This window comes from Citrobacter sp. KH_055_1 (genome assembly GCF_057838705.1).
The window spans coordinates 3,942,028-3,961,624 of sequence record NZ_CM174473.1 but is presented as its reverse complement, the minus strand read 5'-3'; the positions used below and the strand labels follow the sequence as shown (position 1 = coordinate 3,961,624).

General features: G+C 53.6%; 17 protein-coding genes. 16 read left to right on the top strand and 1 reads right to left on the bottom strand.

The genetic code is table 11. From position 1 onward, the window contains the following. Positions 1–60: 60 nt before the first annotated feature. Complete coding sequence (gene leuL / locus AC3ITF_RS18655) at positions 61–141, bottom strand: leu operon leader peptide (protein WP_115259466.1); 81 nt, start codon at positions 139–141, stop codon at positions 61–63. 654 nt (positions 142–795) lie between these two features. Between leuL and leuO the strand changes: the two genes are divergently transcribed. The 16 genes from leuO (at position 796) to AC3ITF_RS18575 (ending at position 19,597) form a co-directional block, all read left to right on the top strand. Continuing rightward, entirely contained in the window at positions 796–1,743 is a 948-nt protein-coding gene (leuO, locus tag AC3ITF_RS18650; RefSeq protein ID WP_135912591.1) for a transcriptional regulator LeuO, read from the top strand. A 319-nt stretch (positions 1,744–2,062) separates the two neighbouring features. Continuing rightward, on the top strand, positions 2,063–3,787 hold the full coding sequence (gene ilvI / locus AC3ITF_RS18645) for an acetolactate synthase 3 large subunit (RefSeq protein WP_153880552.1): 1,725 nt from the start codon (positions 2,063–2,065) through the stop codon (positions 3,785–3,787). Positions 3,788–3,789: 2 nt separating this feature from the next. Then, positions 3,790–4,281, top strand: a complete 492-nt coding sequence (ilvN, locus tag AC3ITF_RS18640; protein ID WP_096758312.1) for an acetolactate synthase small subunit — start codon at positions 3,790–3,792, stop codon at positions 4,279–4,281. A gap of 179 nt (positions 4,282–4,460) precedes the next feature. Further along, positions 4,461–5,465, top strand: a complete 1,005-nt coding sequence (gene cra / locus AC3ITF_RS18635; RefSeq protein WP_096758311.1) for a catabolite repressor/activator — start codon at positions 4,461–4,463, stop codon at positions 5,463–5,465. Between the two features lie 614 nt (positions 5,466–6,079). Next, a complete protein-coding gene (mraZ, locus tag AC3ITF_RS18630; RefSeq protein ID WP_005124560.1) occupies positions 6,080–6,538 on the top strand; it encodes a division/cell wall cluster transcriptional repressor MraZ in 459 nt (152 codons plus the stop codon). A gap of 1 nt (position 6,539) precedes the next feature. Further along, positions 6,540–7,481, top strand: coding sequence for a 16S rRNA (cytosine(1402)-N(4))-methyltransferase RsmH (gene rsmH, locus AC3ITF_RS18625; protein WP_115259463.1), 942 nt, complete (start codon positions 6,540–6,542; stop codon positions 7,479–7,481). Then, positions 7,478–7,843, top strand: coding sequence for a cell division protein FtsL (gene ftsL / locus AC3ITF_RS18620; RefSeq protein ID WP_115259462.1), 366 nt, complete (start codon positions 7,478–7,480; stop codon positions 7,841–7,843). The genes rsmH and ftsL overlap by 4 nt, the downstream gene beginning before the upstream one ends. Positions 7,844–7,858: 15 nt before the next feature. Next, on the top strand, positions 7,859–9,625 hold the full coding sequence (gene ftsI / locus AC3ITF_RS18615) for a peptidoglycan glycosyltransferase FtsI (RefSeq protein WP_096758308.1): 1,767 nt from the start codon (positions 7,859–7,861) through the stop codon (positions 9,623–9,625). Further along, positions 9,612–11,099 (top strand): UDP-N-acetylmuramoyl-L-alanyl-D-glutamate--2,6-diaminopimelate ligase, encoded by a 1,488-nt coding sequence (murE, locus tag AC3ITF_RS18610; protein ID WP_117342316.1) that lies wholly within the window; start codon positions 9,612–9,614, stop codon positions 11,097–11,099. The genes ftsI and murE overlap by 14 nt, the downstream gene beginning before the upstream one ends. Continuing rightward, positions 11,096–12,454: a UDP-N-acetylmuramoyl-tripeptide--D-alanyl-D-alanine ligase gene (gene murF, locus AC3ITF_RS18605; protein WP_115259460.1), complete on the top strand. Its 1,359-nt coding sequence runs from the start codon at positions 11,096–11,098 to the stop codon at positions 12,452–12,454. Before murE ends, murF begins: the two co-directional genes overlap by 4 nt. Next, a complete protein-coding gene (mraY, locus tag AC3ITF_RS18600) occupies positions 12,448–13,530 on the top strand; it encodes a phospho-N-acetylmuramoyl-pentapeptide-transferase (RefSeq protein ID WP_096758305.1) in 1,083 nt (360 codons plus the stop codon). Before murF ends, mraY begins: the two co-directional genes overlap by 7 nt. A 2-nt stretch (positions 13,531–13,532) precedes the next feature. Continuing rightward, positions 13,533–14,849, top strand: coding sequence for a UDP-N-acetylmuramoyl-L-alanine--D-glutamate ligase (gene murD, locus AC3ITF_RS18595; protein ID WP_115259459.1), 1,317 nt, complete (start codon positions 13,533–13,535; stop codon positions 14,847–14,849). Beyond that, entirely contained in the window at positions 14,849–16,093 is a 1,245-nt protein-coding gene (gene ftsW, locus AC3ITF_RS18590) for a cell division protein FtsW (protein WP_489175911.1), read from the top strand. Before murD ends, ftsW begins: the two co-directional genes overlap by 1 nt. Next, a complete protein-coding gene (murG, locus tag AC3ITF_RS18585) occupies positions 16,090–17,157 on the top strand; it encodes an undecaprenyldiphospho-muramoylpentapeptide beta-N-acetylglucosaminyltransferase (protein WP_489175910.1) in 1,068 nt (355 codons plus the stop codon). Before ftsW ends, murG begins: the two co-directional genes overlap by 4 nt. 51 nt (positions 17,158–17,208) lie before the next feature. Next, positions 17,209–18,684 (top strand): UDP-N-acetylmuramate--L-alanine ligase, encoded by a 1,476-nt coding sequence (gene murC, locus AC3ITF_RS18580; RefSeq protein ID WP_115259457.1) that lies wholly within the window; start codon positions 17,209–17,211, stop codon positions 18,682–18,684. Beyond that, positions 18,677–19,597 carry a D-alanine--D-alanine ligase gene (locus tag AC3ITF_RS18575; RefSeq protein WP_117342314.1) on the top strand — a complete coding sequence of 307 codons (921 nt, stop codon included), beginning with the start codon at positions 18,677–18,679 and terminating at the stop codon, positions 19,595–19,597. Before murC ends, AC3ITF_RS18575 begins: the two co-directional genes overlap by 8 nt.

Genomic DNA, 19,597 nt, shown 5'->3' with positions numbered 1-19,597 from the left:
GAGCATAAAAAAACCCGCGCAGCGGCGCGGGTTTTTGTCTTAACTGGAGCTGACGTAATGCTAAATGTCGTTCACCAGTCTACCGCGCAACGAAGATGCGTTTAGTAGTAGTAGACCGTTAAAACGAACAATGTAAGTCATCAATCAGGCTCCAGGCGAATGCGATATGCTTTTAGTGGTACTGGATATGAAAGCTGATGTCAACCCCGCTCCCCGTAAACGTCCGTATTCAGAAGAAAAACACCTCTGCAATCTAAGCGAATTGTGCTGAATTTTTAGAGAAGCATAAAATAAATTAGTGTGCGTTCGTACATACTTTTCATGCTTTGACATATTTGAGCATATTTGTTTGCAACTATTGTGACAGCATGCTGATGAGATGGGGTGTAGATACACTTTTTATCTTTATGATTTATCAGTTTTTATAGTGACCATGAATGAGTACAGGGGGCACGCTTCTCAATGATTGATAAATTAATGTTAACTTTTAATGTATTAATAATATAAACATTTAATCAAATCTTAAATATATATTCACCGTACGTATGATTGTGTATTCGTCGTGCTTATGGTTATATTGTTCGTGAAATTTAAACATATGAATCATCGTGCAGTGACATCCGCCACACTGCGCTCGCATTGGGTTTCTGTTCATTTAGGTTCGTACCTTTATGTTTTCCTAATTTTAATGTTTTTCCTTTTTCTTATTTTATATGCATGGTAAATCATATTAACGGAGGTTATTTCTTCACTCCGTCTGGGAAAAGGGAGTTTAGAGTGACAGTGGAGTTAAATATGCCAGAAGTGAAAATAATAGATAAACCAAATCCTATAACAATGGGAAAGCCGCAGCTTCGCATGGTTGATCTTAATTTATTAACCGTCTTTGACGCGGTAATGCAGGAACAAAATATTACCCGCGCTGCGCATACTCTGGGGATGTCGCAACCTGCAGTCAGTAATGCTGTGGCGCGTTTGAAAATTATGTTCAATGATGAACTTTTTGTTCGTTATGGCCGTGGGATCCAGCCGACAGCGCGGGCCTTCCAACTCTTTGGCTCCGTCCGTCAGGCATTGCAACTGGTACAGAATGAACTGCCGGGTTCGGGGTTTGAGCCTGCCAGTAGCGAGCGCGTATTCAACCTCTGCGTATGCAGCCCATTGGATAATATTCTGACCTCCTTGATTTATAATCGGGTTGAGCAAGTTGCGCCAAACATTAATGTCGCATTTAAATCTTCACTCAATCAAAATACCGAACATCAATTACGCTATCAGGAAACGGAGTTCGTTATTAGTTATGAAGAGTTCCGTCGCCCTGAATTCACCAGTATTCCCTTGTTCAATGACGAGATGGTGTTAGTCGCGAGCAGAAAACACCCCCGTATTAGTGGTCCATTATTGGAAAACGATGTTTATAATGAACAGCATGCGGTGGTATCTCTCGATCGCTTTGCATCATTTAGCCAACCCTGGTATGACACTGCGGATAAACAATCTTGTGTCGCTTATCAAGGTATGGCGTTAATCAGCGTGTTGAATATTGTTTCGCAAACGCATCTGGTGTCTATTGCACCACGTTGGTTAGCGGAAGAATTCTCTGAGCAGTTAGATCTGCAGATATTGCCTTTACCGTTAAAATTGAATAGCCGTACATGCTATCTTTCCTGGCATGAAGCTGCGGGCAGGGATAAAGGCCACCAATGGATGGAAGAGTTGTTAGTCTCCGTCTGTAAGCAGTAGTATTCGGCAGAATAAATCGGGCAAGACGTCTGGTTTATTCTGCTTTTGGCTTTTTATCTAAGATTTTGTGCTGAACTTGTCTTTCTGCATCTGTCCAAAAGTGTAAAAAAATAGACTAATCGCTGTAAGTCTCCATTTTTAAGCGATTATTTCTCATTTCATTAACGGATGCTGGTTTAAATCTCCATTTATTCTGCGCTTACCTCCTTTTTATTCTTATTCATGCGAATTCCCCCTCTTAGGTGTCAATTGCCATGCGTCATCCTCAGCGGTTAATGTGTTGTTAAACCGTTATTCATTATAAGAGTGGAGGCAAGCCATGGAGATGTTGTCTGGAGCCGAGATGGTCGTGCGATCGCTCATCGATCAGGGTGTGAAGCAGGTATTTGGTTATCCTGGGGGCGCGGTCCTCGATATTTATGATGCGCTGCATACGGTCGGGGGAATCGATCATGTGTTGGTCCGTCATGAACAAGCCGCCGTACATATGGCCGATGGTCTGGCGCGTGCCACGGGTGACGTCGGCGTAGTTCTGGTGACCTCCGGGCCGGGCGCAACCAATGCGATAACCGGTATTGCTACGGCGTATATGGATTCCATTCCGCTGGTGATCCTCTCCGGGCAGGTGGCGACGTCGCTGATTGGCTATGATGCCTTTCAGGAGTGCGACATGGTCGGTATCTCTCGTCCGGTGGTGAAGCACAGCTTCCTCGTTAAGCAAACGGAAGATATTCCTCAGGTCCTGAAAAAGGCCTTCTGGCTGGCGGCAAGCGGTCGCCCAGGCCCTGTGGTCGTGGATTTGCCAAAGGATATTCTGAATCCGGCAAAGAAACTGCCGTATAGCTGGCCGGAGTCGGTCAGTATGCGCTCGTATAATCCGACGACAACCGGACATAAGGGGCAAATAAAGCGCGCGCTACAAACGCTGGTCGCGGCTAAAAAACCGGTGGTATATGTTGGCGGCGGTGCGGTCAATGCGGCCTGTCATGAACAACTTGGCCAGATTGCACAAGCGCTTAACCTGCCGGTTGTTTCTTCGTTGATGGGATTGGGCGCGTTTCCGGCCACGCATCGTCAGGCGCTGGGCATGCTGGGGATGCATGGCACCTACGAAGCCAATATGACCATGCATCATTCCGACGTGATCTTTGCCGTTGGTGTTCGCTTTGACGATCGCACAACCAATAACCTGGCAAAATATTGCCCAAATGCGACCGTACTGCATATCGACATCGATCCGACCTCTATTTCGAAAACCGTCACTGCGGATATTCCGATTGTCGGCGACGCCCGACTGGTGCTGGATCAGATGCTGGAACTGCTACCGCAGGAGAAATCGCAGCAACCGCTTGATGATAACCGCGACTGGTGGCAGCAGATAGAACAGTGGCGTGCGCGCCAGTGTCTGAAATATGACACGCAAAGTGAGAGCATTAAGCCGCAGGCTGTCATTGAAACCCTCTGGCGTCTGACGAAAGGGGATGCGTATGTAACCTCGGACGTTGGTCAGCACCAGATGTTTGCCGCGCTGTACTACCCGTTTGATAAGCCGCGTCGTTGGATTAACTCCGGTGGCCTCGGCACCATGGGATTCGGTTTACCTGCAGCGTTAGGCGTAAAGATGGCGCTACCGAATGAAACGGTGGTGTGCGTCACCGGCGATGGCAGTATTCAGATGAATATCCAGGAGCTGTCGACGGCGTTGCAATATGAGCTGCCGGTGCTGGTACTCAATCTTAACAACCGTTACCTCGGCATGGTTAAACAGTGGCAAGACATGATTTACTCCGGGCGTCACTCGCAGTCTTACATGCAGTCGCTGCCCGACTTTGTACGTCTTGCCGAGGCATATGGTCATATTGGTATCCAGATAAACCATCCGGATGAACTCGAGAGCAAATTGGCTGAGGCGCTGGAACACGTGCGTAACCATCGTCTGGTGTTTGTCGATGTCACCGTTGATGGCAGTGAACATGTCTACCCGATGCAGATTCGCGGAGGCGGTATGGATGAAATGTGGTTAAGCAAAACGGAGAGGACCTGATTATGCGCCGGATATTATCAGTATTACTGGAAAACGAGTCGGGTGCATTGTCACGAGTGATTGGTCTCTTCGCTCAGCGCGGTTACAACATTGAAAGCCTGACCGTCGCACCGACGGACGATCCGACGTTATCGCGAATGACGATCCAGACGGTGGGTGATGAAAAGGTCCTTGAGCAGATCGAAAAGCAGCTGCACAAACTGGTGGATGTCCTGCGCGTAAGCGAGTTGGGACAGGGGGCTCATGTTGAACGAGAGATCATGCTGGTGAAAATTCAGGCCAGCGGTTACGGTCGTGAAGAAGTGGTGCGCAATACGGAAATATTCCGCGGGCAAATCATTGACGTCACGCCGTCCATCTACACCGTACAACTGGCAGGTACCAGCGATAAGCTCGATGCTTTCCTGGCTACATTGCGTGAAGTGGCGAAAATCGTCGAGGTTGCGCGCTCCGGCGTGGTGGGGCTTTCTCGCGGTGATAAAATCATGCGCTAATCATGGCCCAGTTATTAATTCGTGAGCCCAATGCTACCGGTTGGGCTTTTTTTTGAGAAATCAGCGGTAACCAGAGACAAAAGCGGTTGCCGCGGTCATTATTCTGCGCTTAGATGTTAATAGTTTAACCCATGCCATCTCAAAGGTTATGGTTGGTACATTTTACGCAAGGGGCAATTGTGAAACTGGATGAAATCGCTCGGCTGGCCGGCGTTTCGCGAACGACTGCAAGCTACGTTATTAATGGCAAAGCAAAGCAATATCGCGTAAGCGACAAAACGGTTGAAAAAGTCATGGCGGTGGTGCGCGAGCATAATTACCACCCAAATGCTGTGGCAGCCGGGCTACGTGCTGGACGCACACGTTCTATCGGGCTGGTGATCCCGGATCTGGAGAATACAAGTTATACCCGGATAGCCAACTATCTGGAGCGCCAGGCGCGTCAGCGTGGCTATCAGCTGCTGATTGCCTGCTCTGAAGATCAGCCAGATAACGAAATGCGTTGTATTGAACATCTATTACAACGCCAGGTTGATGCCATTATTGTGTCGACCTCTTTGCCGCCAGAGCATCCGTTTTACCAGCGCTGGGCTAACAGCGCATTCCCGATTGTGGCGTTAGACCGCGCGCTGGATCGTGAACATTTCACCAGCGTTGTCGGGGCCGATCAGGACGATGCAGAAATGCTGGCGGAAGAATTGCGTAAGTTCCCGGCTGATACCGTCCTTTATCTCGGTGCGTTGCCGGAATTATCTGTGAGTTTCCTGCGCGAGCAGGGTTTTCGTACCGCGTGGAAGGACGATCCGCGTGAAGTGAATTTCCTGTATGCCAACAGTTATGAGCGGGAAGCCGCCGCGCAGCTGTTTGATAAATGGCTGGAAACGCACCCGATGCCACAGGCGTTGTTTACCACTTCCTTTGCGCTTTTACAGGGCGTGATGGATGTGACATTACGTCGTGACGGGCAGCTACCGTCTGATTTAGCGATTGCTACCTTTGGCGATCATGAATTGCTCGACTTCCTACAGTGCCCGGTACTGGCGGTGGCGCAACGTCATCGCGACGTTGCAGAGCGCGTACTGGAAATCGTGTTGGCCAGTCTGGATGAGCCGCGTAAGCCAAAACCAGGCTTAACGCGCATCAAGCGTAACCTGTATCGCCGCGGTATTCTCAGTCGGAGTTAAGGTGTTCTGCTGGACGCGCTGGAAGGCGATAACCTTCTGGCGCGGTCATTTATTCAATTATCAGAAATAACCTCATTATATTTAAGAATATTCTTTAGAATTGTCTGAAATTCAATTTCTATATATCTTGATTAAAAACGCAACCCACCATTTTTACGTTATTGATACGTAACGACGCGTTACGATTGTATTAATTTGTTACATCGTTGTAGGGAATTGCCGAATTAACAAACACTTTGCTTCTGTATTGCAGATTTTTCTCGCCTGCCTTGGTCGTACAAGGCATACAGACCGATTAACTGGTACTGTTATCTCGCTGCATATTGTCCTAAAATGCCGCTCGCGTCGCAAACTGACACTTTATATTTTCTCGAGATGATATTGAGTTGTTTTAAACAATGATGAGTTGTTGGATTTTTTTCTTACAAATATTCATGACGTTAATTTGCTTCGTTAGCTGTACGGAATTTGTTCAACGCTGATATTGGCCGTAAACATTGGGTTTTTTGCTCCGCTAAGCGCCGTGACTTGCTTGACAAGGTTTTCCTCCGCTCCGTAAACTCCTTATAAGTGGGATTTTGTGGGACAAAGTGGTAATCGGGGGTGAGACGGGCATGTTCCGGGGAGCGACGTTAGTTAATCTCGACAGTAAAGGGCGCTTATCAGTGCCTACCCGGTATCGGGATCAACTGCTCGAGAGTGCTACCGGTCAAATGGTTTGCACCATTGACATCCATCACCCGTGCCTGCTGCTTTACCCCCTGCCTGAATGGGAAATTATCGAGCAGAAGCTATCTCGTCTGTCCAGCATGAATCCGGTCGAGCGCCGCGTACAGCGCCTGCTGTTGGGGCATGCCAGTGAATGTCAGATGGATAGCGCCGGTCGATTACTGATAGCACCCATTTTGCGGCAACATGCAGGGTTAACAAAAGAAGTGATGCTGGTTGGGCAGTTCAACAAATTTGAGCTGTGGGATGAAACGACCTGGTATCAACAGGTCAAGGAAGATATCGACGCTGAGCAATCTGTTACCGGCGCGCTGTCGGAACGATTGCAGGATTTGTCTCTATAAGATGATGGAAAATTTTAAACATACAACGGTGTTGCTGGATGAGGCCGTAAACGGTCTGAATATTCGTCCGGACGGCATCTACATTGACGGGACATTTGGTCGCGGCGGTCACTCACGACTGATCCTCTCGCAGCTTGGCGAAGAGGGGCGTTTGCTGGCTATCGATCGCGATCCGCAGGCCATTGCGGTGGCTCAGAGCATTAACGACCCCCGCTTCTCCATCATTCATGGACCTTTCTCCGCGCTGGCTGAGTACGTGAGTGAGCGCGGGCTAACCGGTAAGATCGATGGCATCCTTCTCGATCTTGGCGTCTCTTCTCCGCAATTAGACGATGCGGAGCGCGGCTTTTCGTTTATGCGTGACGGTCCGTTGGACATGCGTATGGACCCAACGCGCGGCCAGTCAGCCGCCGAGTGGCTGCAAACGGCAGATGAAGCGGATATTGCCTGGGTGATTAAAACCTTTGGCGAAGAACGCTTTGGCAAACGCATTGCTCGCGCCATTGTCGAGCGTAACCGCGTTGAACCGATGACCCGCACCAAACAACTGGCGGAAGTCATTGCGGCGGCCATGCCGGTAAAAGACAAATTCAAACATCCCGCGACCCGTACCTTCCAGGCGGTGCGCATTTGGGTGAACAGTGAACTGGAGGAGATAGAGCAGGCGCTAAAAAGCTCGCTCAGCGTGCTGGCTCCAGGTGGTCGCCTTTCTGTCATCAGTTTCCACTCGCTTGAAGACCGTATTGTGAAGCGCTTTATGCGCGAACAAAGTCGCGGTCCTCAGGTTCCGGCGGGGATCCCGATGACCGAAGCGCAGATCCAAAAGCTGGGCGGCCGTGAGTTGAGAGCATTAGGCAAGTTGATGCCGGGTGAAGAAGAGGTCGCAGAAAATCCTCGTGCCCGTAGTTCAGTTCTGCGCATTGCAGAGAGGACGAACGCATGATCAGCAGAGTGACAGAAGCCCTCAGCAAAGTTAAAGGATCGATAGGAAGTAACGAGCGCCATGCTTTGCCTGGCGTGATCGGTGACGATCTTTTGCGGTTCGGGAAGCTGCCACTCTGCCTGTTCATTTGCATTATTTTGACGGCGGTCACCGTCGTGACGACCGCGCACCATACGCGGTTACTGACCGCACAGCGTGAACAGTTAGTTCTGGAACGCGATGCACTGGATATCGAATGGCGTAACCTGATCCTCGAAGAGAACGCTCTCGGTGACCATAGCCGTGTTGAACGGATCGCAACGGAAAAGCTGCAGTTGCAGCATGTCGATCCCTCACAAGAAAATATCGTTGTACAAAAATAAGGATAAACGCGACGCATGAAAGCAGCGGCAAAGACGCTCAAACCAAAACGCCAGGAAGAACAAGCCAACTTTATCAGTTGGCGTTTTGCGTTACTGTGCGGCTGTATTTTGCTGGCGCTGTGCTTCCTGCTGGGACGCGTTGCGTGGCTGCAAATTATTGCGCCTGACATGCTGGTGCGTCAGGGCGACATGCGCTCCTTGCGCGTCCAGGAAGTCTCCACGTCACGTGGCATGATTACCGACCGTTCCGGCCGTCCGCTGGCGGTGAGCGTGCCAGTGAAGGCCATCTGGGCCGATCCGAAAGAAGTGCATGATGCGGGTGGCGTAAGCGTTGGCGAACGCTGGCGAGCGCTATCGACTGCGCTGAACATCCCGCTCGACCAACTGGCTTCTCGCATCAATGCCAACCCGAAAGGGCGTTTTATCTACCTCGCACGCCAGGTCAACCCTGACATGGCCGACTACATCAAAAAACTCAAGCTGCCGGGGATTCATCTGCGCGAAGAATCCCGCCGTTACTATCCTTCCGGGGAAGTGACCGCTCACCTCATCGGTTTTACCAACGTCGACAGCCAGGGCATTGAAGGCGTTGAGAAGAGTTTTGATAAATGGCTCACCGGTCAGCCGGGCGAGCGCGTGGTGCGTAAAGACCGCTATGGCCGCGTGATTGAAGATATTTCTTCAACAGACAGTCAGGCGGCACATAACCTGGCGCTGAGTATTGATGAGCGCTTGCAGGCACTGGTCTATCGCGAACTGAACAACGCCGTCGCGTTTAACAAAGCGGAATCAGGTAGCGCCGTGTTGGTAGACGTCAACACCGGCGAAGTGCTGGCGATGGCGAATAGCCCATCCTACAACCCAAACAATCTCTCCGGTACGCAAAAAGATGTCATGCGTAACCGTACCATCACTGACGTATTTGAACCGGGCTCAACGGTTAAACCGATGGTGGTGATGACGGCACTGCAGCGCGGCGTGGTGCGTGAAAACACCGTGCTGAACACCATTCCCTATCGAATTAATGGCCACGAAATCAAAGACGTGGCGCGTTATAGCGAATTGACCCTGACCGGGGTACTACAGAAGTCGAGTAACGTCGGTGTTTCCAAACTGGCGTTAGCGATGCCGTCCTCAGCGTTAGTAGATACTTACTCACGTTTTGGGCTGGGAAAAGCGACCAATTTGGGGTTGGTCGGAGAACGCAGTGGCTTATATCCTCAAAAACAACGGTGGTCTGACATAGAGAGGGCCACCTTCTCTTTCGGCTATGGGCTGATGGTAACCCCGTTACAGTTAGCGCGAGTCTACGCAACGATCGGCAGCTATGGCGTTTATCGCCCGCTGTCGATTACCAAAGTTGATCCTCCTGTTCCGGGTGAGCGTATCTTCCCGGAATCTACCGTACGTACCGTCGTTCATATGATGGAAAGCGTGGCGCTGCCCGGCGGCGGCGGCGTGAAGGCGGCGATTAAAGGCTATCGCATCGCCATTAAAACCGGTACGGCGAAAAAAGTAGGGCCGGATGGTCGCTACATCAACAAATACATTGCTTATACCGCAGGCGTTGCGCCTGCGAGTCAGCCGCGCTTCGCGCTGGTGGTTGTTATCAACGATCCGCAGGCGGGTAAATACTACGGTGGCGCCGTTTCCGCGCCGGTCTTCGGTGCCATCATGGGCGGCGTACTGCGCACCATGAACATCGAGCCGGATGCGCTGACAACGAGCGATAAAAGTGATTTTGTGAATAATCAAGGCGAGGCGACAGGTGGCAGATCGTAATTTGCGCGACCTTCTTGCTCCATGGGTGCCGGGTGCACCGGAGCGAGCACTGCGGGAGATGACGCTCGACAGCCGTGTGGCTGCATCGGGCGATCTCTTTGTGGCAGTGGTAGGTCATCAGGCGGACGGGCGTCGATATATCCCGCAGGCGATAGCGCAAGGTGTGGCTGCCATTATTGCAGAGGCAAAAGATGAGGCAACCGACGGTGAAATCCGTGAAATGCACGGCGTACCGGTTATCTATCTGAGCCAGCTTAACGAACGTTTATCAGCACTGGCGGGCCGCTTTTACCACGAGCCTTCTGACACTATGCGTCTGGTGGGGGTCACCGGCACCAACGGGAAAACCACGACCACCCAACTGCTGGCGCAGTGGAGCCAGCTGTTGGGCGAAACCAGCGCCGTAATGGGGACCGTTGGCAATGGCCTGCTGGGCAAAGTGATCCCGACCGAAAATACCACCGGTTCAGCCGTTGACGTCCAGCATGTGCTGGCGGGGCTGGTTGAGCAGGGGGCCACGTTAGGCGCGATGGAAGTGTCATCCCACGGTCTGGTTCAGCATCGCGTGGCAGCGTTGAAGTTTGCCGCGTCGGTATTTACCAACTTAAGCCGTGACCATCTCGACTATCACGGTGATATGGAACATTACGAAGCCGCGAAGTGGCTGCTGTACTCCACGCACCATTGCGGTCAGGCCATCGTCAATGCAGATGATGAAGTCGGCCGTCGCTGGCTGGCAAAATTGCCGGATGCGGTCGCCGTTTCGATGGAAGACCATATTAACCCGAACTGCCACGGTCGTTGGCTGAAAGCGGTTGAGGTGAATTATCACGACAGCGGCGCGACGATCCGCTTTACCTCATCCTGGGGCGACGGTGAAATTGAAAGCCGCCTGATGGGCGCCTTCAACGTCAGCAATCTGCTGCTGGCGCTGGCAACGCTGCTGGCATTAGGGTACCCGTTAGCGGATTTACTGAAAACGGCGGCACGTCTGCAGCCAGTTTGCGGGCGTATGGAAGTGTTCAGTGCGCCGGGCAAAACAACGGTGGTGGTGGATTATGCCCACACGCCGGATGCGCTGGAAAAAGCGCTGCAGGCGGCACGTCTGCACTGCACCGGTAAGCTGTGGTGCGTCTTTGGCTGCGGCGGCGATCGTGACAAAGGCAAGCGTCCGCTGATGGGCGCCATCGCGGAAGAGTTCGCGGATATTGTGGTGGTCACTGATGACAACCCGCGCACTGAAGAGCCGCGCGCCATCATTAACGACATTCTGGCAGGTATGCTGGATGCCGGGCACGCGAAGGTGATGGAAGGTCGTGCTGAAGCGGTCACCAACGCCATTATGCAGGCGAAAGAAAACGACGTTGTGCTGGTGGCCGGTAAAGGCCACGAAGATTACCAGATCGTCGGCGCGCATCGCCTCGACTATTCTGACCGCGTGACGGCCGCTCGTTTGCTGGGGGTGATCGCATGATTAGCGTAACGCTCAGCCAGTTGGCGGAGATCCTCGGTGGCGAACTGAAAGGGGGCGATCTGACCCTTGATGCGGTGACCACCGATACGCGTAAAGTCACGCCGGGTTGCCTGTTTGTGGCGCTGAAAGGCGAACGCTTCGATGCCCATGATTTTGCCGAAACGGCGAAGGAGAACGGGGCGGGAGCGCTGCTGGTCAGTCGTCCGCTGGATGTTTCTCTGCCGCAGGTGATTGTGAAGGACACACGCCTGGCGTTTGGCGAGCTGGCGGCGTGGGTGCGCGCTCAGGTTCCGGCCCGTGTGGTGGCACTGACCGGTTCATCCGGTAAAACCTCTGTCAAAGAGATGACAGCCGCGATTCTCAGCCAGTGTGGGAACACGTTATACACTGCGGGCAATCTGAACAACGACATCGGCGTACCAATGACGCTGCTGCGACTGAACAACGATTATGACTATGCGGTGATTGAGCTTGGTGCCAACCACCAGGGCGAGATTGCCTGGACCGTCGGATTAACTCGACCGGAAGCGGCGCTGGTGAATAACCTGGCGGCGGCTCACCTGGAAGGGTTTGGTTCTCTGGCGGGTGTCGCCAAAGCAAAAGGCGAAATCTTTACCGGCCTGGCGGAAAACGGTATCGCCATTATGAATGCCGATAACAACGACTGGCTGAACTGGCAGAGCATTATTGGCGATCGCACCGTCTGGCGCTTCTCGCCGAATGCGGCCAACAGCGACTTTTCTGCTACCAACATTCATGTTACGTCACACGGCACCGAGTTTACGCTGCACACGCCGACGGGCAGCATTGATGTTTTGCTGCCGTTACCGGGGCGTCACAACATTGCCAATGCCCTGGCTGCCACCGCGCTCTCTATGGCGGTTGGCGCGACGCATGAGGCGGTTAAAACCGGCCTGAAAGATTTACACGCAGTGCCGGGACGCCTGTTCCCTATCCCGCTCGCCGAAAATCAGCTGCTGCTGGATGACTCCTATAACGCCAACGTCGGTTCGATGACCGCCGCGGTACAGGTGTTGTCTGAAATGCCGGGCTATCGCGTGCTGGTGGTGGGCGATATGGCAGAACTTGGCGCGGAAAGCGAAGCCTGTCACATACAGGTAGGAGAGGCTGCGAAGGCGGCGGGTATCGACCGCGTATTGAGTACAGGGAAACTGAGTCAGGCAATCAGCGATGCCAGCGGTGTTGGCGAACATTTTGCGGATAAACCCGCGCTGGCCGCGCATCTTAAGACATTGATTGCCGAGCATCAGGTGATGACGATTTTAGTGAAAGGTTCACGTAGTGCCGCTATGGAAGAGGTAGTACGCGCATTACAGGAGAATGCAACATGTTAGTTTGGCTGGCCGAACATTTGGTCAAATATTATTCCGGCTTTAACGTCTTCTCTTATCTGACGTTTCGCGCCATCGTCAGCCTGCTGACCGCGCTGTTCATCTCGTTGTGGATGGGCCCGCGCATGATCGCCCGCCTGCAAAAAATGTCTTTTGGTCAGGTTGTGCGTAACGACGGCCCAGAATCGCATTTCAGCAAGCGCGGTACGCCGACCATGGGCGGCATTATGATCCTCACCGCGATTGTTATCTCCGTTCTGCTGTGGGCCTACCCGTCTAACCCTTACGTCTGGTGCGTACTGGTGGTGCTGGTGGGTTACGGCATTATCGGTTTTGTCGATGACTACCGCAAAGTGGTGCGTAAAGACACCAAAGGCCTGATCGCCCGCTGGAAGTACTTCTGGATGTCGGTGATTGCATTAGGCGTGGCCTTCGCGCTGTATCTGGTGGGCAAAGATACGCCCGCCACGCAGCTGGTCGTGCCGTTCTTTAAAGACGTCATGCCGCAGTTGGGCCTGTTCTACGTTCTGCTGGCCTACTTCGTGATTGTCGGTACCGGCAATGCGGTCAACCTGACCGACGGCCTTGATGGCCTGGCTATTATGCCGACCGTGTTTGTTGCTGCTGGCTTTGCGCTGGTGGCGTGGGCGACCGGGAACATGAACTTTGCCAACTATCTGCATATTCCGTATTTACGCCATGCGGGGGAGTTGGTGATCGTCTGCACGGCGATTGTCGGGGCAGGATTAGGCTTCCTGTGGTTTAACACTTATCCGGCGCAGGTCTTTATGGGCGACGTCGGTTCGCTGGCACTGGGTGGCGCACTGGGCATTATTGCCGTGCTGTTGCGCCAGGAATTCCTGCTGGTGATTATGGGCGGTGTGTTTGTGGTGGAAACCCTGTCGGTGATTCTGCAGGTTGGCTCCTTCAAGCTGCGCGGACAGCGCATCTTCCGTATGGCGCCGATCCACCACCACTATGAATTGAAAGGCTGGCCGGAGCCGCGCGTGATCGTGCGCTTCTGGATTATTTCGCTGATGCTGGTGCTGATTGGCCTGGCAACGCTGAAGGTACGTTAATCATGGCTGATTACCAGGGTAAAAAAATCGTCATTATCGGTCTGGGGCTGACTGGGCTGTCCTGCGTGGATTTTTTCCTCGCGCGTGGCGTTACGCCGCGGGTGATGGATACCCGCACGACGCCACCGGGGCTGGATAAATTACCGGAAGCGGTTGAGCGCCATGTTGGCAGCCTGAATGATGACTGGCTGCTGGCCGCCGATCTGATCGTCGCCAGCCCAGGTATTGCCCTGGCGCATCCAGCGCTGAGCGCGGCCGCTGATGCTGGTATTGAAATTGTGGGTGACATTGAGCTGTTCTGTCGCGAAGCGCAGGCACCGATCGTGGCGATTACCGGTTCTAACGGTAAAAGCACCGTCACCACGCTGGTCGGTGAAATGGCGAAAGCGGCCGGGGTGAATGTCGGCGTCGGCGGTAATATTGGTTTGCCTGCGTTGATGCTGCTGGATGCTGAACGCGAGCTGTACGTTCTGGAGCTATCCAGCTTCCAACTGGAAACCACCTCCAGCCTGCAGGCTGTGGCGGCCACTATTCTGAACGTGACTGAAGATCATATGGATCGCTACCCGTTTGGGTTGCAGCAGTACCGTGCAGCGAAACTGCGCGTCTATGAGAACGCGAAAGTGTGTGTGGTTAACGCCGACGATGCGCTGACGATGCCGGTTCGCGGAGCTGATGAACGCTGCGTGAGCTTTGGCATCAATATGGGTGACTATCACCTGAATCGTCAGCAGGGCGAAACCTGGCTGCGCGTGAAGGGCGAAAAAGTGCTGAACGTGAAAGAGATGACGCTTTCCGGTCAGCATAACTATACCAACGCTCTGGCAGCGCTGGCGCTGGCGGATGCTGCGGGCCTGCCGCGGGCATCCAGCCTGAAAGCGCTAACCACCTTTACCGGACTGGCGCATCGTTTTCAGGTTGTGCTGGAACATAACGGCGTACGCTGGATTAACGATTCTAAAGCCACCAACGTCGGCAGTACTGAAGCGGCGCTGAATGGCCTGCACGTTGACGGCACGCTGCATCTGCTGCTGGGCGGGGACGGGAAATCCGCTGATTTTTCTCCGCTCAGTCGTTATCTGGTTGGCGATCGTATTCGTCTTTACTGTTTTGGTCGCGATGGGGCGCAGCTTGCCGCTCTGCGACCAGACGTTGCCGAGCAAACTGAAACCATGGAGCAGGCGATGCGTCTGCTCGCGCCGCGCGTTAAACCGGGCGATATGGTGTTGCTGTCGCCGGCCTGCGCCAGCCTCGACCAGTTTAAAAACTTTGAGCAGCGTGGCGATGTCTTTACCCGCCTGGCGAAGGAGTTGGGTTGATGCGTTTATCTCTCCCTCGTCTGAGAATGCCGCGCATACCGGGATGGGGTGTCCTGGCGTGGATCTTCGCGGCGCTTAAAGGCTGGGTGATGGCGTCGCGTGATAAAGACGCGGACAGCCTGATCATGTATGACCGCATGTTGCTGTGGCTGACGTTTGGTCTGGCAGCGATTGGTTTTGTGATGGTGACATCGGCGTCAATGCCCGTTGGGCAACGTCTGGCGGGCGATCCTTTCCTGTTCGCCAAACGTGATGCGCTGTATATCTTCCTGGCGTTCTGTCTGGCGATGGTCACGCTACGTCTGCCGATGGAATTCTGGAAAAAGTACAGCACCACCATGTTGATCGCCTCGATCATCATGTTGCTGATCGTACTGGTGGTAGGCAGCTCGGTTAACGGGGCATCGCGTTGGATTGCACTGGGCCCGCTGCGTATTCAGCCGGCGGAATTTACCAAGCTGTCGCTGTTCTGTTATCTCGCCAACTACCTGGTACGTAAGGTGGATGAGGTGCGTAACAACCTGCGCGGCTTCTTAAAACCGATGGGCGTGATCCTGGTGCTGGCGGTGCTACTGCTGGCGCAGCCTGACCTCGGTACTGTGGTGGTGCTGTTTGTTACCACGCTGGCGATGCTGTTTCTGGCCGGTGCAAAATTGTGGCAGTTCATCGCCATCATCGGCATGGGGATCTCGGCGGTGGTGCTGCTGATCCTCGCCGAACCGTATCGTATCCGTCGCGTAACCTCTTTCTGGAACCCCTGGGAGGATCCGTTTGGTAGCGGCTACCAGCTGACGCAATCCCTGATGGCCTTTGGTCGTGGTGAGATTTGGGGGCAGGGGCTGGGGAATTCGGTACAAAAACTGGAGTATTTGCCGGAAGCGCACACTGACTTTATCTTCGCCATTATTGGGGAAGAACTGGGTTATATCGGTGTGGTACTGGCACTTTTAATGGTATTCTTCGTCGCTTTTCGCGCGATGTCGATTGGCCGTAAAGCGCTGGAAATTGACCACCGTTTTTCTGGCTTTTTAGCCTGCTCGATTGGGGTTTGGTTTAGTTTTCAGGCGCTGGTTAACGTTGGGGCTGCGGCAGGTATGCTGCCCACGAAAGGTCTGACGCTGCCGCTGATTAGTTATGGTGGTTCAAGTCTGTTGATCATGTCGACGGCCATCATGTTTTTGTTACGTATTGATTATGAAACGCGTCTGGAAAAAGCACAGGCGTTTACACGAGGTGCACGATGAGTGGTCAACCGAAGCGGTTAATGGTGATGGCAGGCGGTACCGGTGGGCATGTGTTCCCGGGACTGGCGGTTGCGCACCATTTAATGGCCCAGGGCTGGCAGGTTCGTTGGCTGGGCACCGCCGATCGTATGGAAGCGGACTTAGTGCCGAAGCATGGCATTGACATTGATTTTATTCGTATCTCCGGTTTGCGTGGCAAGGGCCTCAACGCACTGCTGGCCGCACCCGTGCGTATTTTTAACGCCTGGCGCCAGGCTCGCGCCATCATGAAGCAGTTTAAGCCTGACGTGGTGCTGGGGATGGGCGGTTATGTCTCGGGCCCCGGTGGTCTGGCGGCCTGGTCGTTAGGCATTCCGGTCGTGCTGCACGAGCAGAACGGCATCGCAGGCTTAACCAATAAATGGCTGTCAAAGATTGCCACGACGGTGATGCAGGCGTTTCCCGGCGCCTTCCCGGATGCGGAAGTGGTGGGCAACCCGGTACGTACCGATGTGCTGGCGCTGCCATTACCTAAAGAACGCCTGGCTGGACGTGAAGGTCCGGTTCGCGTGCTGGTGGTCGGGGGCTCTCAGGGCGCGCGCGTGCTGAACCAAACGCTGCCGCAGGTTGCTGCAAAGCTTGGCGACGCGGTGACTATCTGGCATCAGAGCGGTAAAGGCGCACAGCAGACCGTGGAACAGGCCTATGTTGATGCCGGACAGCCGCAGCATAAGGTCACCGAATTTATTGATGATATGGCCGCAGCCTATGCGTGGGCAGATGTGGTGGTTTGTCGCTCCGGCGCGCTAACGGTGAGCGAGATCGCAGCAGCGGGCCTGCCAGCGATTTTTGTGCCGTTCCAGCATAAAGACCGACAGCAGTACTGGAATGCGTTGCCGCTGGAAAAAGCGGGCGCCGCCAAAATTTTAGAGCAGCCGCAGTTTACTGTGGATGCCGTCGCCAGCACCCTTGAAGGGTGGTCGCGAGAAACCTTATTAACCATGGCAGAACGTGCTCGCAATGCATCCATACCGAATTCCACCGAATGGGTTGCAAATGCAGTGAGCCGGGCTGCCCGGGCGTAATTGTGGCGATGCCTTTTGCATCGCATGAACTGAGAAGTTAATGGCTAAAGAATGAATACACAACAATTGGCAAAACTGCGTTCCATCGTGCCCGAAATGCGTCGCGTTCGGCACATTCACTTTGTCGGCATCGGTGGTGCTGGTATGGGTGGTATTGCCGAAGTTTTGGCCAATGAAGGGTATCAGATCAGCGGTTCTGACTTAGCGCCGAATCCGGTCACGCAACAGCTGAGTAATCTGGGCGCGACGATTTTCTTCAACCATCGCCCGGAAAACGTGCGTGATGCGAGCGTGGTGGTGGTGTCCAGCGCCATTTCTGCGGATAACCCGGAAATTGTGGCGGCGCATGAAGCGCGTATTCCGGTGATTCGTCGCGCAGAGATGCTGGCTGAGTTAATGCGTTTTCGTCATGGTATCGCCATTGCCGGGACGCACGGTAAAACCACGACCACCGCGATGGTCTCCAGCATTTACGCAGAAGCAGGGCTGGATCCGACGTTTGTCAACGGTGGGCTGGTGAAGGCGGCGGGCGTACATGCGCGCTTAGGCCATAGCCGTTATTTAATTGCGGAAGCGGATGAGAGCGATGCGTCGTTCCTGCATTTGCAGCCGATGGTGGCGATTGTCACCAATATCGAAGCTGACCACATGGATACCTACCAGGGCGACTTCGAAAATTTAAAGCAGACGTTTATTAATTTCCTGCATAACCTGCCGTTTTATGGTCGTGCAGTGATGTGCGTTGACGATCCGGTGATCCGTGAATTGTTACCGCGCGTCGGTCGTCAGACTACAACCTATGGTTTCAGCGATGATGCTGACGTACGCATAGAAGATTACCAGCAGATTGGCCCGCAGGGTCACTTTACGCTGTTGCGTCAGGGGATGGCCGATCTGCGCGTTACGTTAAATGCGCCAGGCCGTCACAATGCGCTGAACGCGGCAGCCGCGGTTGCGGTAGCGACCGAAGAGGGTATTGAGGACGACGCTATTCTGCGCGCGCTGGAAAGTTTCCAGGGTACTGGGCGTCGTTTTGACTTCCTTGGTGAATTCCCGCTGGAGCCCGTCAACGGTAAAGCCGGTAGCGCAATGTTGGTGGATGACTACGGGCATCACCCGACGGAAGTGGATGCCACGATCAAAGCCGCACGTGCGGGCTGGCCGGACAAAAATCTGGTGATGCTGTTCCAGCCGCACCGCTATACGCGTACCCGCGATCTGTACGATGACTTTGCTAACGTCCTGACACAGGTTGACGCGCTGTTGATGCTGGACGTGTATGCCGCAGGTGAAACGCCGATCCCGGGGGCTGACAGCCGTTCGCTGTGCCGTACCATTCGTGGCCGCGGCAAGGTTGACCCGATCCTGGTGTCCGATCCGGCACAGGTGGCTGAAATGCTGGCATCGGTGTTAACGGGTAACGATCTGATTTTGGTGCAGGGCGCTGGAAATATCGGCAAAATCGCGCGTTCCTTAGCTGAAATCAAACTGAAGCCGCAAAACCCGGAGGAAGAGCAACATGGCTGATAAAATCGCGGTCCTGTTGGGCGGAACCTCCGCAGAACGAGAAGTGTCGTTGAATTCAGGCGCAGCGGTGCTAGCCGGTTTACGCGAAGGCGGCGTGGATGCGCACCCGGTTGACCCAAAAGAGGTCGATGTCACGCTTCTGAAATCAATGGGTTTTCAGAAGGTGTTTATTGCACTGCACGGCCGTGGTGGGGAAGATGGTACCTTGCAGGGCATGCTGGAGTTGATAGGCTTGCCCTATACCGGGAGTGGTGTGATGGCTTCCGCTATCTCAATGGATAAACTGCGCAGCAAGCTGCTGTGGCAGGGGGCAGGGCTACCTGTTGCACCATGGGTGGCGTTGACCCGCGCTGAGTTTGAAAAAGGGCTTAGCGATGAAGTGGTTACGCAGATTTCTGCGTTAGGCTTGCCGCTGATTGTGAAGCCAAGCCGCGAAGGCTCCAGCGTTGGGATGTCAAAAGTTGAAGAAGAAAATGCTTTGCAGGCTGCATTAGCATTGGCTTTTCAGCATGATGAAGAAGTACTGATTGAAAAATGGCTGAGTGGCCCGGAATTTACCGTTGCAATACTTGGCGAAGAAATTTTACCGTCAATACGTATCCAACCGGCCGGAACCTTCTATGATTATGAGGCGAAGTATCTGTCTGATGAGACACAATATTTCTGCCCTGCTGGTCTGGAAGTTGAACAAGAGGCTGCTTTACAGGCGTTAGTCCTGAAAGCATGGACCGCGCTGGGCTGTAAGGGGTGGGGTCGCATTGACGTCATGCTGGACAGTGATGACCAGTTTTATCTGCTGGAAGCGAATACCTCTCCGGGTATGACCAGCCACAGCCTGGTGCCGATGGCGGCACGTCAGGCGGGCCTGAGCTTCTCGCAGTTGGTGGTACGAATTTTGGAGTTGGCGGACTGA